Raw genomic sequence first — 15,867 nt, forward strand, 5'->3', positions numbered from 1 at the left:
TCGCTCCTCCCACTGGCCCACTCAGTATGGCGGCCTATCGTCCGAGTTTGTACGGTGCCGGGCGCGCGTCCGGGCCGAGCCTCGCCATGGCGCGCAGGATGTGTTTGGGCGGGAGTTGCCACCGCAGACGTGCGGGAATCCGGCGCAACAAGAGACCGGTGAGGCGCAGTTGCCGGGCGGCTGTGGCGGGTGCGGGGGCCGGTCTGCCGTACAGCTTGTGGGCGTACGGCGGCAGAGAGGCGTACGCCAGTTGTGCCACGCGCCGCCACAACACCTCGCGCACCGGTACCAGGAGAGGGTGCGTCGGCGGATGGAGGAGGAAGTCGTCCACTTCGCGTGCCTCGGGCCCGGCGTCCAGCTCCGGGCGCACCTTGTCGAAGTAGGCGGCCAGCTCGGCTCGGTCGGCGGGCACGGCGTCCGGGGCGAGTCCCACCAGGCGTGCGCTCTGGCGGTGTTCGGCGATGTAGCGGTCGGCCTCGGCGTCGGTGAGCCGGAACCCGGATTCGCGCAGCACGTGCAGATAGGAGTCGATCTCGGCGCAGTGGACCCACAGGAGCAGGTCGGGTTCGTCGACGCCGTAGCGCTCACCGGTGTCCGGGTCGGTCGCCGTCAGCATGCGGTGGATCTTCCGGACTCGGGCGCCCGCCCGCTCGGCGGCCTCGGTGGTGCCGTACGTCGTGGTGCCGACGAAGTGCGCGGTGCGCATCAGCCGGCCCCAGGCGTCGCGGCGGAAGTCGGAGTTCTGCATGACTCCGCGTACGGCGCGCGGGTGCAGGGCCTGGAGGTAGAGCGCCCGGATGCCGGCGATCCACATCATCGGGTCGCCGTGCATCTGCCAGGTCACCGAATCAGGAGTGAACAGCCCCGGGTCCGCGCCGGTCATCGACTCACCTCCGCCCGGCGCCCACGATGACACAGCTCGAACGGCAGGTCGACACCGCGAGAACACCCGGGCAGCGGCCCCGGCCGGCGGCAGGACTGTCCAGTCGTTGAGATTTCACCCACCCGGTTAAGGGTTTGGTAAGGCTGCCCTTATAGGCTGGCGCCGCCGATCAAGCCCGCACCGGGCCGCAGCGGCATGCCCGGCCTCCCGCACGACAGGACTCGACATGCGCACCACCTCCCGCGGCCTCATAGCGGCACTCGCTCTCACCCCTCTGCTGGCCGGCTGCTTCGCACCGAGCGACAGCGGCGAGGGCGCCGGAGCCGGATCGGGTGGCCGGCTGCGGGTCGCGCTGGCCGTGCCGCCGGTGCAGGCGCTCTCCCCGTACAGCAACGACGCCACCGTGCTGAGCAAGCTGTCCGTCGCCGAGGGCCTCACCGCCCTCGACAAGAACGGCACGGCCAAGCCCGCGCTGGCGAAGTCCTGGAAGCAGGACGGCGACACCACCTGGACCTTCGAACTGCGCAAGGCCAGATTCCAGGACGGCACCGAACTCACCGCCCGGTCCGTCGTCGACGCGCTGGACCACGCGGGCCGCGCCAAGCCCAAGCCCCGCGTCCTGAGCGATGTGGCCCTCACCGCCGAGGCCCAGGACGCCGACACCGTCACCCTCACCACCAAGTCGCCCGACCCGGTGCTGCCGCTGCGGCTGGCCAGCCCCGCGCTGGCGATCCTGTCGGCGAAGGCGTACGCGAAGGACGGCGCCGTCAGCCCCGTCGGCACCGGCACCGGCCCGTTCGAGATCACCCGGCTGAGCGGAAAGGCGAAGGCCACGCTCACCCGCTTCGACGGCTACTGGGGCGGCAAGGCGAAGGCGCCGGGCATCGACGTCAGCTGGATCGCGGACGGCACCGCCCGCGCCAACGCCCTGCGCGGCGGCGAGGCCGACATCGCCGAGTGGATCCCCACCGCCCAGGCCAAGCTGCTCGACAAGAACACCCGGCACGAGGTGCCCTCGGTGCGCACCGACAGCCTGATCCTCAACACCGGCAGCGGCCTGCTGGCCGACGCCCCGCTGCGCGCCGCCGCCCGCGAGGCCGTGGACGGCTCCGCGCTGGTCGACTCCGTCTTCGGCGGCTACGCCGACCCCGCCGAGGGCCTGTTCGGGCCCGCCGTCCCGTGGGCCGACGACAAGCGTGTGAAGGTGTCCGGGCGCACTGAGCCCGCGACCACCTCCCAGGTGAAGTCCGCGTCCAAGGGCAGGACCCTGCGGCTGGCCACCTACACCAACCGGGCCGAGCTCCCGGAGGCCGCGACCGTGCTCCAGCAGCAGCTGGAGAAGGCCGGGTTCACGGTGAAGCAGGACGTGCGCGAGTACACGCAGATGGAGGCCGACCTCCTCGCGGGCAAGTACGACGCCCTCGTCTTCTCCCGGGTGACGCTCCTCGACACCGGTGACGCGGTCGACTACCTCGCCAGCGACTTCACCAGCGAGGGCGTCTACAACATCCCCGGCCTGAAGGACGCCGCGGTGGACAAGGCCATCCGGGCCGCCGCCGCCGAGCGCGACACGGAGCGCCGCCAGGAGAAGATCATGAAGGCGGAGGCGGAGATCCTGCGCACCGACGCCGTAGTGCCGCTGGTCCACGAGCAGGCCGTGCAGGGCATCGCGTCCGGTGTCGAGGGCGTGATCCTCGACCCGCGCGAGCGCTCTCTCGTCGACATCGACACGCGCGTCAAGTAGCCCCGCATGAGCGTCGCCCGCACCCCGGCCGCCCGCCCGTCCCTCTGGCCGGCGGCGGCCGGCCGTGTGCTCGCCGCGGTCGCGCTGCTCGGGGCCGTGGCCCTGCTGCCGTGGCTGACCGGCGCGGACCCGGCCCGCACGGTACTGCGGGCCCGCTCCGCCGACCAGAACCCGACACCGGCAGAACTGGCCGTCGTACGGGAGCAGTTGGGTCTGGACGAGGGGCCGCTCACGCATCTCGGGCACTGGCTGGGCGGCCTGCCGCGCGGGGACGCGGGCGTCTCGTGGGTGTCCGGGGAAGCCGTCATGCCGCAGGTGGGGACCGCCCTTTCGGTGTCCCTGACGCTGATGCTGGGCGCGTCCGTGGTCACCGCCGTGGTGGCCGCGCTGGTGTGCGCCCGCACGGTGTTCCTCGGCTCCCGGCGCCGGCTGCGTCAGGACCGGGCGGGTACGACGGCCGCTGTGCTGGCCGCGTTGCCGAAGTTCCTGCTCGCCTCGGTGCTGGCCACGGTGGGCGGGGTCTGGTGGGGGTGGTTCCCGTCCAGCGGCTGGGAGGGGCCGCGATCGATGGTGCTGCCCTCGCTCGCCCTCGGCATCCCCTCGGGCGCGATGCTGGGCGGGCTGCTCGACCACGCGCTGCCCGCCGCGTTCCACGAACCGTGGGCGCGCACGGCATACGCCGTCGGTCTCCCGCCGGGCCACATCGCCCGCAACGCGCTGCGCCGCACCCTGCCCGGCATGCTGCCGCAACTGCTGCCGACCGTCGTGGCGCTGGTCGGCGGCGCGGTCGCGGTGGAGAAGATCTTCAACATCCCCGGGCTCGGCCGGCTCGCCCTGGAGGCCGCCGTCGCGCAGGACCTCCCGGTGCTGCAGACCGCGACCCTGGCCCTGGTCCTGCTCGGCGTGAGCGCCGGCGTCCTGATCCGGGCCCTGCGCCACGCGCTCCTCGGCCGTCCCCTGCGCGACGGCGCCCTGCCGGCGCTGCACAGGCCCCCGCTCGTCGCGCCGCGCTCCCTGCGCTGGATCAGCGCGGTCTGTGCGCTGGCCCTGCTGGCCCTGGTCACGGCGGGCCTCCTGCGCGACCCCTTGGCGGTCGACACGACGGCGCGGCTGCTGTCACCCTCTCCCGAACATCCCCTGGGCACCGACGCTCTGGGCCGGGATCTGCTGGCCCGGCTGGGTCACGGGGCGGTGCGCACGGCGGGAGTCGCCCTCGCGGTGACCGCGCTCAGCGCCGTCACCGGACTGCTGCTGGGCATGGCGCCACGGGCGAGCGCGGGTCCGACGGAGGTCGTGTCGACGCTGCCCGCCGTCCTCTCGGGCCTGCTGATCGCGGGCGTGATGGGCCCGTCGGTGTGGGGAGCGGCCTGCGCCGTCTGCGCGGTGGGCTGGAGCCCCTACGCCGCCCAGACCGCCGCGCTTGTCGAACAGGAACGGGCAAGCGGTCACATCGCCGCTTCCGCCGCGCTCGGGGCGGGGCGGACGCACCTGCTGCGGCGCCACCTGCTCCCCGCGGTGATCCCGGCCCTGCTGCGCAACGCCCTGCTCCGGCTGCCCACCACCGTCCTGGTCCTCGCCTCGCTCGGCTTCCTCGGCCTCGGCGAACAGCCGCCCACCCCCGAGTGGGGCCGGCTCCTGTCCGAGAACCAGCCGTACGCCGAACTGGCCCCCTGGACCGTTCTGGGTCCGGCCGCCGCGCTCGTGGTGCTCTCCGTGCTGGCGGTGACGGGCAGCGCGGTGGGGCGGGAGAAGGGCACGCAGGGCAGTTAGCGCCAGGCGTCATGTGACAAGGCCCCTTGGAACAGCTGGACCGGCTGGACCGCCTCAGTCCTCGTGTCCGGCCGGAGGCAGCTTGGTGCCGGCCCGGCAGCCGATGAAGGACGTGTTGGGGCAGAAGGCGTCGAAGCCCATGCCGTACCGGGCGAAGGATCCCCAGGCCGCATTGCGCACCCCGGGGTACTCGGCCTCGGTGAATGAGCTGCCCTTGAGGTCCTTCAGAGCCCGCAGGACCGCGCCACGGGCGGTGAGGAACGACGGATTCTTCGGGGTGAGCTTCAGCCCGTCCACGACGGCTTGCCAGGCCACCCGGTACCCGCGCTCCCTGCCGCCGAGTTCCGCGCTGATCCGGCGGGTCATCTCCATGAGCGCGGCGCACCAGATCTCGCCGACGTTGTGAATCCTCGTGTAGTCGAGTCCGCCCGTAACCTGTCCGATGTCCCCGAAGTCACCGGGGTAGCGGTCGTCGTACGGTCGCTGACGGATGCCGCCCGGGTCGTCGATGACCCAGTCGCCGACCACGGTGTGCTCGTGCTCGCGGAAGAAGTTGAAAATGGTGAGCGCGAAGTAGTCCGACCAGCCCTCGCCCATCGCCCGGGACTGCGGTTCTCGCAGGCCGTTGGCATCGTGCAGCCCGCCGACGAGCCGGTTGGTCGTACCGTGCGTGGCCTCGTGGACGATGACGTCCATGGCCAGGGCCGTGTGCCTGCCGGTCCGTTCGACCAGCCCCATGTTCATCTCCGCCGCCAGACCGTCGGCTCGGGTGAGCATGGTGGCGGTGCCCGGAATCGCCACGGGATGCGTGAAGGCGCGGACCGGGTCGGCGCCATGGCCGAGGCCCGAGACATTGACGGTCTGGAAGTTGCCGTGCTCCTCCGTGAAGCCGAGCATGACGAAGAAGTCACGCATGTAGTTGCAGCCGTAGAAGACGTTGGTGATCAGCTGCTCAGGAGTGTCGGGGTCCGGGGCGAAGAGCGCGTTGCCCGCCGAGTCGAGGTCGACCTCGAAGCTCTTGCCGGTGACGCCGTCGACGGCCTCGACGTTGTTCCCGACGGTCGCCACATGCCCGTTCTGTTGCGTGACCCAGGGTCCGAAGAGTCCGGGCGTCGGCGCCGGCGGCGGTTTGACCGGGTAGTCGCTCAGGGGAAGCGGGAAGGAGGCCAGCGCGAATCCGGTCTCGGCCGGGTTCTGCCGGACCACCACGCCTCCGATGACATGGTTCGACAGGTCCTGGAGATACAGGACCTGGGGTGCCGTCTTGTCCGGCGTCGTCTCGTCGGCCTCCACGAGCGCGTGGTACTGCACGGCACCCCTCGCGCGGGAGAACCTGAACGACCACGCGAGCCGGACGGCGTCGCCCATGTAGAAGTACACGAGCCGGGCGGGGATCGCCTCGTCGAAGGCGCCCTGGTCGAAGGTCATCGGCTGGTCGTTGCGCGCCTGGGAGCTGAGCCGGCGGAAGCCGGCGGAGATGTCCAGGGCCGGGAGGGCGTCGTCACCGAAGGGACTTTCGATCGTGACCGGTGCGGCGGCCTTCGCGGCACCTGCGGCGAGAGCTGCCTCGACCGGCACCACCGGCATCGTGGGCACGCTGCCCGGCACGCTCGCCGTGTCCCCGACGACCCTGTCGACCGTGCCGTCCTCACGCAGCCACACCTTGGGGGCCATGCCCCATACGTCGATGCCGTTGAGTGTCTGCTGGAGGCTGACCACGCGCATGCCGCCGCTCGTGGACGTCACCTTCGGGTCGGCCTCGAACTCGGCGGGCTCTCCGGCGGCGAACCCGATCGCCCCCGATACCGAGGAGAGGTACTCCTTGGCGCGGGCGATGTAGTCGCCGTCGGCGGACTCGGCGCCCGCCCGTTCGGCGAGGCCGGCCGGTGCGCCCTCCACCCGCAGCTCGGTCAGGTGCCCGGTGAAGCGGTTGACCTTGCTGTCGTCGGCGATGAGGGTGTGGTGCACCGACTCCGCCACGCGATCGGTCTCGGCGAGAAACGCCTCGGCGCCCTGGACCCGGGCGAGCCGGTCGTAATCCATGTCCCGTTTGTCGATCAGCTGTGTCATGACGGTTGCTCCTGTCACCGGGCGCGAAGCCCGGCTTCTGCTGTCCTGTGGGTTACAGGCCCGCGAGGGTGAGCGCGGTCGCCGTTACGGAGCGGGCGACCGTGGCCGCGAACTCCGGGCTGTGATCTCGGTCGGTGAGCGTGTCTCCCGGGGTGTGGTACTGCCTGGTGCCCGTACCGGGCCCGCCGTCCGGAGCGAAAATGTCCTCGGAGACGGCGATGGCCGCCCACCCCCGCTCATGGAAGCTGGCGTGGTCGCTCCGTCCGATCGCCGGATCGCCGGGGCCCGTGAGCTGTTGGACGGTCACCGTGGGGTCGATGGCGGGGAGGGTGTCCGCGACGAGAGCGCCCAGCGCGTCGGAGGCTCCGACGACCGGACCCGGCACCGAGGAGCCGGCGTGGATCTCGACGGTGGGTGCGCTGCCCTCCTGGCGACCCGCGATCATGTCCATCTGGAAGACACCGGCGATACGGTCGTCCGCAGCGGCGGCGGCCCGCGCATAGAACTTGCTGCCGACCAGGCCCTGTTCCTCGGCGTTGAAGAGCACGAAGCGTACGTTCCTGGTCGGTGTCCTGCCCTCGGCGAGCAGGTCGTGCAGGCACTCGGCCGCGGCCATGACGGCGGCGGTTCCACTGCCGTCGTCGTCGGCGCCCGGTGCGGGGTCCACAGCGGGGTCGTAGGGGCGTGGGGCGCCGCTCTCGTCGACGAATTCGCCGCTGGAGGCGGTGGAGTCCAAGTGCGCGGTGATGAGCACCGTGGAGTCCGCCCCGGCCGCACGGTGCTCGGCCTCCACGTTGAACAACCGGCTTCCGCGCCACCGGAATCGGTGCAGTCGTACCGTCATGCCGAGGTTCTGGAAGCGGTCCGCGAGTGCCTCGACGACTTTGGGGTTGTCCGCGGCGGAGGCGTCACGGCTGCGGACCAGGAGCGCCCCGCCGTCTCTGAGCGGTTCGACGCCGGAGATGCGCGCGACATGACCGCGCAGTACGTCGGGGGTCACGGCCGCCCGTACCGCGGCGACCGTTTCCGGGGAGGGGTGGCCGTCACCGGCTGCCGGCGCGGGTGGACCCGGCTCCGCCGGGCCTTCCGTGAGGCCCGCGGCGCGGCCTTGCGCCGCACGTGCCTCACCGGGGCGGGACAGGAGCGCCGGGTCCGGAAGCAGTCGTTCGGTGTGGCCGGGCTTCGCGCCCGGCAGGTGGACGTCCTCGATCGGAGCGCCCGCGGGTGCGGCGACGTAGACACCGCCCGGCGCGGCGCCCAGCGGGAGGAGGGGCGGTGCCTCGAGGGCGGCGAGTTCGCCGGCGACGACGCCGAAGGCGGACGTGGCGCGTGTCGTCGCCCTGTCCGGGGCGTCCGCGAAGCCCTGGCCGGTGGTGAGGGGGCGGTCGTCGCGGATCAGGAAGGCCGCCGTGTCCTCCACCGGCCCCCGGAGGTCGACCGCGAACCCGGCCTGCTCGAGTGCGGCTGCTCCGCGCATGCTGGCCATGGCCAGCACGAGCCGCGCGGAGGCGATGTGCACGGGAACGACCTCGGTGTGGTTCGCGACCGTCTCCAGCGCGGGCAGCCCCCGGTCCTCGGGCAGTTCGATGCGGGCCCAGAGCACGGGCCGGTTCTCCAGGGCGGCGCCGGTGAACACGGGGTGGGCGGCGGTACGCAGCCCCGCCTGCTCGGCGAACGCGCGCTCCTGGTGGTCCTCGCCCACGAAGACGCACTCGCCGGGTGCGGAGGCAGGGACTCCCTCGCCCGCCGTGCCGGCCACCGCCTCGTCGAAGATCTCCCGGCTGTTCTTGGGGCCCCAGTGGATCAGCGCGTCGCTGGCGAACCGGCCGGGGAACGCCTCCCGCAGGGCTGACGCGGCCCGCTCCGCGGCGCCTTCGCTCGAGCCCGGGTTGGAGATGATGCCCCGGGGGACGTCGGGGAAGGTGTCGAGCACGGCGAGAACGCGAGGTCGTGGCAGCAACGTCAGGGACCCGTCCGCCTCCTCCCGGGCATCCGCCAGGGTCGCTTCTATGTCGAAGAAGAGCACGGACATTTCGGTGCCTCCACGCAGTGAACCGGTCCGGAATCGGCACGTGACCGAGTGAACGTCCCGGGTGGCACGGGCCGTTCGCAAAGGTGGGGATCGCGACAGGGGAACCGTTGTGAAGGCCCCGCACGGACCTGCCCCCACCTCTCCATCGTCCGCCTTCGGTTGCGCGCTCGCATCCCGGGGTGTAGGCGAATGCCGTTCAACTCCGGACAGTTGAAAGAGCTACGGAGCGCGCCCGACTCCGGGTCCCGGTGCTCGGCGCCGGCGCGGTGGCGGGCGTTTCGCTCGGGGCCTCGTACGCGCCGTGCTCGTGCCCGCCGGAATGGGGCACGTCCGCCGTACGCTGGAGTGGTCGACGACGACTCCAATTCTCCGGCGGAATCGGCTCGGGCATTTCCACCTTTCCTTTCGGTGAAGGGATGCGAAGAGACACCTTAGGGAAATGAGAGCACGGACAGCAGTATTACCTTTCCCGCGCTTGGCTGATTTTCCCGCGCCAGAAGGAATGGACCCCACGCATCTTTGTCGCCGGTTCAAGAATTTGCGCTTCAATCAAAAACGAGATCGCTTTGACAGAATCCTCCGCAGCGCACCTACTGGAGAAGGGGGAAAAGAGCGCGATTTTACCAGCGGCAGGAGAAATATCATGACTGAAATCCCAGTACGCAGGAGCGCCGCGGCCGCCGTGTGGTCGGATTTCTGCGCCGTCTGCCCCAGTCCGGAGGCGCGGGACAGGATGAACGAGGAGTTGCAAAGGCTCCGGGGTGAGTTGCCGATGGCCCGGCAGTTCGTGCCCAGCGGACAGCCGCGAGTGCCCGGGTTCGACGACAACATCATTCTCCCGCCAGAGATGTTCACGGCCGGCACCCCCTCCGGAGCCCTCCGCAGAGCGGCTGCCGAACGTGCCCCGCTCAGGGGTACGGTCCGGGTGGTCGCCGTGCTGGTGGACTTCCCGGACAAGGAGATGACCGCGAGCAAGGAGCATTTCGAGAAGCTCTTCTTCTCGGAGAACGAGCTGCAGAACGGCAGTGTGCGCGACTACTTCCGGGAGGTCAGCCACGGTCTGGTCGACATCGTCGGCGAGATCATCGGTCCGGTGCGGTTGCCACACGAACTGTCCTGGTACGCGAACGGGAACTTCGGTATCGGCAGGCCGACCGGAGTGCCCCGCGCGCAGCTCATGGCGCGCGATGCCGCGATATCGGCCGATCCGCTGGTCAATTACGCGCCCTACGACAACGACGGCAACGGATTCGTCGACGCCTTCATGGTGATCCACTCCGGACCCGGCGGTGAGGCCACCCTCGACCCGGGCGACATCTGGTCCCACAAGTGGGTCCTGCCCAACACCCTCCACGCCGACGGCGCCGGCATCTTCGCGTACCTCACCGTCCCCGAGGACGCCAGGATCGGCGTCTGCGCCCATGAGCTGGGACACCTGCTGTTCGGTCTGCCCGACCTGTACGACGCCGACGGAAGCTCCGAAGGTGTCGGCAACTGGTGCCTGATGGGCGGTGGTTCGTGGGGCGGCGGAGGCGAGATCCCGACGCATCCGTCCGCCTGGTGCAAGCTCCGGCAGGGCTGGGTCGACCAGGTCGACGTCACCGAGAACGGCACCCTCACGCTGCCCAACGTGCAGGTCAGCCATCAGGTGCACCGGGTATGGACCGACGGACAGCCGGGCAAGGAGTACTTCCTGCTCGAGAACCGTCAACAGATGGGCTACGACGACTCGTTGCCCAGCCACGGCCTGCTCGCCTGGCACATCGACGAGGGCCAGCCCGACAACACCGCCGAACCGCACTACCTGGTGGGTCTCGTCCAAGCGGACAACCAGAACGATCTGGAGGAGGGAAGGAACCGCGGCGACGCCGGCGACCCGTATCCCGGGACCGGCGCCAACACCTCCCTCACCCCGACCAGCCGGCCCAGCTCCGTGTCGTACGACGGAGTGCCCACGGGGGTGTCCATCACGGACATCTCGGAGTGCCGCACCCTCATCACGGCGTCCGTCTCGGTGAGTGCGGCTCCTGCGGTCCAGGCCCCGGGGGTCCCCGCCGGCGCCCGAGCCCGGGAAGCGGAACTCGCACCGTCCGGACTGGCCCGGGACCTCGACGACCTGCGGCAACGCCTGGCCGGCCTGGAGCGGACGGTACGGCGGTATCCGTGGGAGACCGTCGAGGCCTATCTGAGGGAGATCACTCACTCGGCCCCGGCCGGCAGTGAGCCGACCGACGGGAGGGGCGGCGCCGTGCCCGGCCGCATGCCCCGCTTCGGCACCCCGCGCAGCGACTGAACGGCAGGGCGGTACGCCATGGTCCAGGTGATCGAGAACCGTACCGTCCTGACCGTGCGGCTGCTCTCCAAGGACACTGGCCACCGCCTGGCCGGCTGGGACCAGGCGGTGGTGCGGGTCCTCGATGCCAGGGCGGTGCCCGGCTACGCCGACCTGCTGTCCCGCCAAGTCGGGCAGCGCCTCGAACTGGCAGTCCGCACCGAACTGCTGGTGGACGCGGAACCCGGCGACACCATCCGGCTGCGGGCCCGGGTCACGGGACCGGGACAAGTGACCGCCGAGAGCCGTCCGGCGCCCGGGGACTTCGTCGTCGAACCCGGGTAGGCGCCGGGCCGGACCGGTCGATGTGACCAGGATCGCTAGTCGGCACCAGAGCTGATGGGCAGCCCCGCCAGCAGCGCACGGCGGCTGGCCCTGACATGCTCACGCATCACGTGCTCGGCGCTGTCGCCGTCCTTGTCCATGATCAGCTCCAGGACGAGGTGGTGTTCACGATCCGATTGCAGGGCACGGCCCGGCCGGCTCAGCGACGTGTTCACCAGCCGGGAATAGGCCAGCTGATTCATCAGCATCCGGTAGTGGGCCTCCAACTTGCTGTTGTCGGCACCCGCGATGAGCAAGTCGTGGAACTCCTGGACCAGTTCCGCGTACCGCTCCCGATCGTCCCGGTCCACCGCTTCGTCGGCCTCGCGCAGGTTCCGCTCGAGCAGGTCGATCTCCGTGACGCGGCCGCGCCGGGCGAGGAGGCGGGCGGCCGCGCCCTCGAGGAGTTCCTTCATCTCGAAGAGTTCCGTGATCTCACGGCGGGAGGGGGTGGTGACGAACGTCCCGACGCGGGGCCGGATCTCGACCAGCCCTTCGGTCTGAAGCTGCTTGAGGGCTTCGCGTACCGGGGTGCGGCTGACGCCGAACTCCTCCGCGAGGGCGAACTCCGACAGCGGAGCCCCGGGCTCGATGTCTCCCTTGATGATCCGCCGGCGCATTTCGGCGATCACCCTGGCCTGCATCGACCCTCCCCCACCCTTCGGCCGGGGGGAACCCCACTTCGGTTCGCTCTGTGCGCGATTCACCGAACCCTCCTCCGTCTCCCGAGCCGCCCGCCGGTCATCCCAGCGGCGCGAGCGCGCCACCGTCGAAGAACTTACCGGCGCTGTAGACCATGGGAGGGTTCGCGGCGGCCTCGGCGTGCACCACGCGGCAGATGAACACCGTGTGGGTGCTGGCCTGCAGCCGCTCACGGATCTCGACCTCCATCCGCGCGCTGCTCCGGGCGATCAGCGGGCTGCCGAACGGGCCTTGCTCCCATTCCACGTCGCTGAACTTGTCGGCGGCCTTGCTCGCGAACGTGCCGACGACGTCGAGCTGATCGGTGGACAGGATGTTGATCGCGAGGTGGTCGGCCCGGAACAGGCAGTCGTGGGTGGAGGAGGTGCACTGGACGCACACCATTACCGTGGCGGGGTCGAGCGAGATGCTGGAGAACGCGTTGACGGCCAGCCCGCGGGGGGTCTCTCCGTCCATCGCGGTCACGACCGTGACACCGGTGACGAACTGCCGGTTGACCTGCTTCATCACGTCGAGGTCGGGCTTCGAGGCGAGCGGGGCCATGGAGTTGCTCCTAGTCATCTTGATCGTCAGTCCTGTCCCACGCGGATGACACCCAGCGCCGAGAGCAGCGCCCGGGGGTCCCACGTCACGTGCTCCTCGACGATCCGGTCCCCGTCGAAGCGGGCGAAGGTGGCGCCGCTGACGTCGACGTGTCGCCCGGTGGGAGGGACACCGAGGAACGAGTTCACGTGGGTTCCGCTGCTGTGCCAGCGGATCGCGGCCCTGTCGCCCTCGACCACGATTTCGTCGATGGTCGTGACGAGGTCCGGGAAAGCCGCCCGGGTAGAGACGATCGAGGCCTTGAAGGCATCGAGGTCCAGCGGGTGGGGGTCGCTGGTGCGGCGGAGGTAGTCCGGGCTCAGCAGGGTGTCGAGGGCGTCGGCGTCGCCCTCGCCCCAGGCCGCGGTCCACGCCTTCTCGATGAGGTCACGACGAGCTTCGGGGTGTGACACCGGTCTTCTCCTTTCGGTCCGTGCTCAGTTCCTTCCAGAAGGACACCGCCAGGCCGGCGATGATCACGAGGAACGGCAGGGATGTCACGATGACGGTGTTCTGCAGGGCGTTCAGACCGCCCGCGAGCATGAGGACGACGGCGGTGACGCCGGTGAGGACACCCCAGAGGATGAGCACCGGGCGCCGCGGGGTGAGCGATCCGTCGGAGGTCATCATGGACAGCACGTAGGTGTTGGCGTCCGCGCCGGACACGAAGAACATCACGACCAGGATGATCGCGATCACCGAGGTGACGCCGGCCAGCGGGAAGTGGTCGAGGGTCGCGAAGAACGCGCTGTTGATGTCGGCCGCGGTCTGCTTGGCGATGTCACCGCCTTCGAACATGTCGACGTGGATCGCCGTGCCCCCGAAGACCGTGAACCAGGTGAAGAACACGACGCTGGGGACGACCAGGACGCCCATGATGAAGCCGCGGATGGTGCGGCCCCGCGAGATCCGTGCCAGGAAGACACCGACGAAGGCGCCCCAGGAGACCCACCAGGCCATCATGAAGTAGGTCCACCACTGCATCCATTGGAGCCCGCCGAAGGCGGTGCCCTGCAGGCTCATCCGGAAGAAGTCGGTGGCCCATTGGCCCACGGACTCGATGTACAGGTTCGCGAGGAACACGGCCGGGCCGACGATCAGCATGAAGACGAACAGCGCGATCGCCAGCAGTGAACTGCCCTGGCTCAGGTACTTGATGCCCTTGCTGACCCCGGTCACGGCCGAGAGCGTGAAGATCGATGTGACGGCGGCGATGATGAGCACCTGGCTCACCGAGTTGACCGGCATCCCGAACAACTTGCCGAGACCGTTGTTGACCTGAAGGGCCCCCAGGCCGAGGGACGTCGTGGTGCCGAAGAGCGTCGCGAACACGGCGAGCACGTCGATCGCCTTGCCGATCGGCCCGTTCACGCGGTCGCCGAGCAGCGGCACGAACAACTGGCTCACCAGGGTGCGCCGGCCCTTGCGACACGTCGAGTACGCGATGGCGAGACCGAAGACGGCGAAGATCGCCCAGGCGTGCAGGCCCCAGTCGAAGTAGGAGTACTGCAGGGCGCGCACCGCCGCCGCCGGCGTGTTCGGCTCGGCGAGTCCGTGCGGTGGCGTCGCCAGGTGGGAGATCGGTTCGGCGACGCCGTACGAGACCAGTCCGATGCCCATGACCGCGCTGAGGATCATGGCGAACCAGGTGAGCGTCGAGAACTCGGGGCGGTCGGTGTCCTTGCCCAGCCGGATGTCGCCGGCGGGGCTGAAGGCCAGGAACACCAGGAAGACGAGGATGGCGAGCGTGACCACCAGATAGGACCAGCCGAACGTGGCCGTCACCCAGTTCAGCGAGGTGTTGGTGACCTTGTTCAGGTTGTCCGTGAAGAGGACCGCCCAGGCCACGAAGATCGCGGAGATGCCGATCGAACTCCAGAAAACGGAACCGAGTCTGCCGCCGCCGTCGGGGGCGCCGCCGGTGCCGTCCGTGGCGCTTTGCTCACCGCTGCCCGACGGCGTCGCGGGCGCCGTTTCCGCGCCCGTTCCAAGGTGACTGGACATGTAACTCCTTGGGTCCGCGGGGCCGATGGCCACCTGGTCTGGCATACAAGCAGCAGTAAGGCACGGCGTCGATGGAGCGTCAAGGGTTCGGACCGCGGAATCGCGCTGCCACCGTGAACACCAACAATAAGTGCAGCTCAAGGGCCTACTACCGGGCCCAACAAAAAGAGAGGGACCACAGAAGAGCCCTCTCGTTCAACCTCTTGACCAACCAGAAAGACGATGCCTATCGTCCTGTGCCATGCAAGAGCGCATGGCACATCCTGACGAGAGCATCGGTCTCCGGAAGCTCGTGCTCTACCGCGACGTCGTCCTGACCGAGGCGGGCGAGGGACCGGCTCAGCCCGCGCGGCGAGCCAGCGTCGCCGCGGTCATACGGAACCCGTGGGTGGGCACCGGCCCATCGGCTGATCTGTCCATGGCGCAGGGGCACATCGCCCCGGTTCTGGCCAGGTTGCTGACCGATCGGCTCATCGCTTGCCTGGGTGGCGTGGACGAGATCGAATCGTTCGGCAAAGCTGCCATCGTCGGTACGGCGGGCGAGATCGAGCACGCCGGGGCCCTCATCCACACTCCGTACTTCGGCAATCTGGTGAGGGAGTTCCTCCAGGGCGAGTCGATCATCTGCTTCGCCGACACGCGTGCCGAGGCCGGCGAGACGCTGACCGTCCCGCTCTGGCACAAGACACACGCCGCGACGCGCAGTCACTACCAGACCATCAGCGCCCGCGTTTCCGACGCCCCGCGCCCGGACGAGATCGTCGTCATCGCCGCCGCGTCGACGGGTCCGCGCCCGCACCCCCGTATCGGGGACCGTATGACCGACCCCGTCGTCACCACCGAGACTCTGGAGGTTGTTCCCTCATGAGCGTCCGCAAGATCGTGACCGTCGTCGAGGAGATCCGCACCGAAGGGGGTCGCGCGGTCGGCCGCCCCGCCCGGATCGCCGTCGTCGCAGCGGTGATCGAGAACCCCTGGGCCGGTCAGGGCTTCGTCGAGGACCTGAATCCCGGCATCGAGGCGAACGCCTCGGGCCTCGGCGCGCTGCTGGCCCCGGCGGTGCTCGACGCTCTCGAGGCCCCCGCCGAGGCGTACGGGAAGGCGGCCATCGTCGGCCTGGACGGCGAGATCGAGCACGGCTCGGCGCTGATCCACACGCTCAAGTTCGGCGACCACTTCCGCAAGGCCGCGAACGCCACCACCCTGCTGCCCGCGGTCGAGAAGCGCGGGCCCGCCGGTGTGGTCTTCGACATCCCGCTGAAGCACATCACCGACGCCACGATCCGCTCCCACCACCAGACCGTCGAGGTCAGGCTGAGCGACGCCCCCCACCCGAACGAGATCGTCGTCGCGCTCGCCGCGGCCGCCCAGGGACGCCCCCAGCAGCGCCTGGCGCCGCTCTCCACCGAGCAGTAGGAAGCGTC

The 15,867-nt window shown here is 70.1% G+C and carries 13 protein-coding genes; 6 read left to right on the forward strand and 7 right to left on the reverse strand.

All coding sequences use genetic code 11. The annotated features are described in order from the left end of the window. Window positions 1-34: 34 nt before the first annotated feature. Window positions 35-883, reverse strand: a complete 849-nt coding sequence (locus AC07DF_RS33485) for an oxygenase MpaB family protein (protein WP_478979921.1) — start codon at window positions 881-883, stop codon at window positions 35-37. A 226-nt stretch (window positions 884-1,109) separates the two neighbouring features. Between AC07DF_RS33485 and AC07DF_RS33490 the strand changes: the two genes are divergently transcribed. Both AC07DF_RS33490 and AC07DF_RS33495 read left to right on the forward strand, forming a co-directional pair. Continuing rightward, window positions 1,110-2,627, forward strand: coding sequence for an ABC transporter substrate-binding protein (locus tag AC07DF_RS33490; RefSeq protein ID WP_478979923.1), 1,518 nt, complete (start codon window positions 1,110-1,112; stop codon window positions 2,625-2,627). A 6-nt stretch (window positions 2,628-2,633) separates the two neighbouring features. Further along, the gene (locus AC07DF_RS33495) at window positions 2,634-4,397 is read left to right on the forward strand and encodes an ABC transporter permease subunit (RefSeq protein ID WP_478979925.1); all 1,764 of its coding nucleotides are present in this window, start codon (window positions 2,634-2,636) and stop codon (window positions 4,395-4,397) included. Window positions 4,398-4,451: 54 nt separating this feature from the next. On the opposite strand, the gene AC07DF_RS33500 is transcribed toward AC07DF_RS33495, so the two are convergent. After that, window positions 4,452-6,467, reverse strand: coding sequence for a M36 family metallopeptidase (locus tag AC07DF_RS33500; RefSeq protein WP_478979927.1), 2,016 nt, complete (start codon window positions 6,465-6,467; stop codon window positions 4,452-4,454). A 52-nt stretch (window positions 6,468-6,519) separates the two neighbouring features. Beyond that, window positions 6,520-8,499, reverse strand: a complete 1,980-nt coding sequence (locus AC07DF_RS33505) for a M20/M25/M40 family metallo-hydrolase (RefSeq protein WP_478979929.1) — start codon at window positions 8,497-8,499, stop codon at window positions 6,520-6,522. A gap of 643 nt (window positions 8,500-9,142) precedes the next feature. Between AC07DF_RS33505 and AC07DF_RS33510 the strand changes: the two genes are divergently transcribed. Both AC07DF_RS33510 and AC07DF_RS33515 read left to right on the forward strand, forming a co-directional pair. Further along, the gene (locus AC07DF_RS33510) at window positions 9,143-10,792 is read left to right on the forward strand and encodes a M6 family metalloprotease domain-containing protein (RefSeq protein ID WP_478979931.1); all 1,650 of its coding nucleotides are present in this window, start codon (window positions 9,143-9,145) and stop codon (window positions 10,790-10,792) included. 18 nt (window positions 10,793-10,810) lie between these two features. Then, entirely contained in the window at window positions 10,811-11,116 is a 306-nt protein-coding gene (locus AC07DF_RS33515) for a hypothetical protein (RefSeq protein ID WP_478979932.1), read from the forward strand. Between the two features lie 35 nt (window positions 11,117-11,151). Here the strand turns inward: AC07DF_RS33515 and AC07DF_RS33520 are convergent, their stop codons facing one another. The 4 genes from AC07DF_RS33520 to AC07DF_RS33535 all read right to left on the reverse strand — a co-directional run bounded on the left by AC07DF_RS33520 (window position 11,152) and on the right by AC07DF_RS33535 (window position 14,443). Further along, window positions 11,152-11,799 carry a GntR family transcriptional regulator gene (locus AC07DF_RS33520; protein ID WP_478979933.1) on the reverse strand — a complete coding sequence of 216 codons (648 nt, stop codon included), beginning with the start codon at window positions 11,797-11,799 and terminating at the stop codon, window positions 11,152-11,154. 97 nt (window positions 11,800-11,896) lie between these two features. After that, window positions 11,897-12,400 (reverse strand): flavin reductase family protein, encoded by a 504-nt coding sequence (locus AC07DF_RS33525; RefSeq protein ID WP_478979935.1) that lies wholly within the window; start codon window positions 12,398-12,400, stop codon window positions 11,897-11,899. Window positions 12,401-12,426: 26 nt separating this feature from the next. Next, entirely contained in the window at window positions 12,427-12,852 is a 426-nt protein-coding gene (locus tag AC07DF_RS33530) for an ester cyclase (RefSeq protein WP_478979937.1), read from the reverse strand. Beyond that, a complete protein-coding gene (locus AC07DF_RS33535; protein ID WP_478979939.1) occupies window positions 12,827-14,443 on the reverse strand; it encodes a BCCT family transporter in 1,617 nt (538 codons plus the stop codon). The genes AC07DF_RS33530 and AC07DF_RS33535 overlap by 26 nt, the downstream gene beginning before the upstream one ends. A gap of 253 nt (window positions 14,444-14,696) precedes the next feature. On the opposite strand from AC07DF_RS33535, the gene AC07DF_RS33540 reads away from it, so the two are divergent. Then, window positions 14,697-15,311 carry an amino acid synthesis family protein gene (locus tag AC07DF_RS33540; protein ID WP_478979941.1) on the forward strand — a complete coding sequence of 205 codons (615 nt, stop codon included), beginning with the start codon at window positions 14,697-14,699 and terminating at the stop codon, window positions 15,309-15,311. Next, on the forward strand, window positions 15,308-15,859 hold the full coding sequence (locus AC07DF_RS33545) for an amino acid synthesis family protein (RefSeq protein ID WP_478979943.1): 552 nt from the start codon (window positions 15,308-15,310) through the stop codon (window positions 15,857-15,859). Before AC07DF_RS33540 ends, AC07DF_RS33545 begins: the two co-directional genes overlap by 4 nt. The last annotated feature ends 8 nt before the right edge of the window (window positions 15,860-15,867 follow it).

This window comes from Streptomyces sp. NPDC044719 (assembly GCF_056433405.1).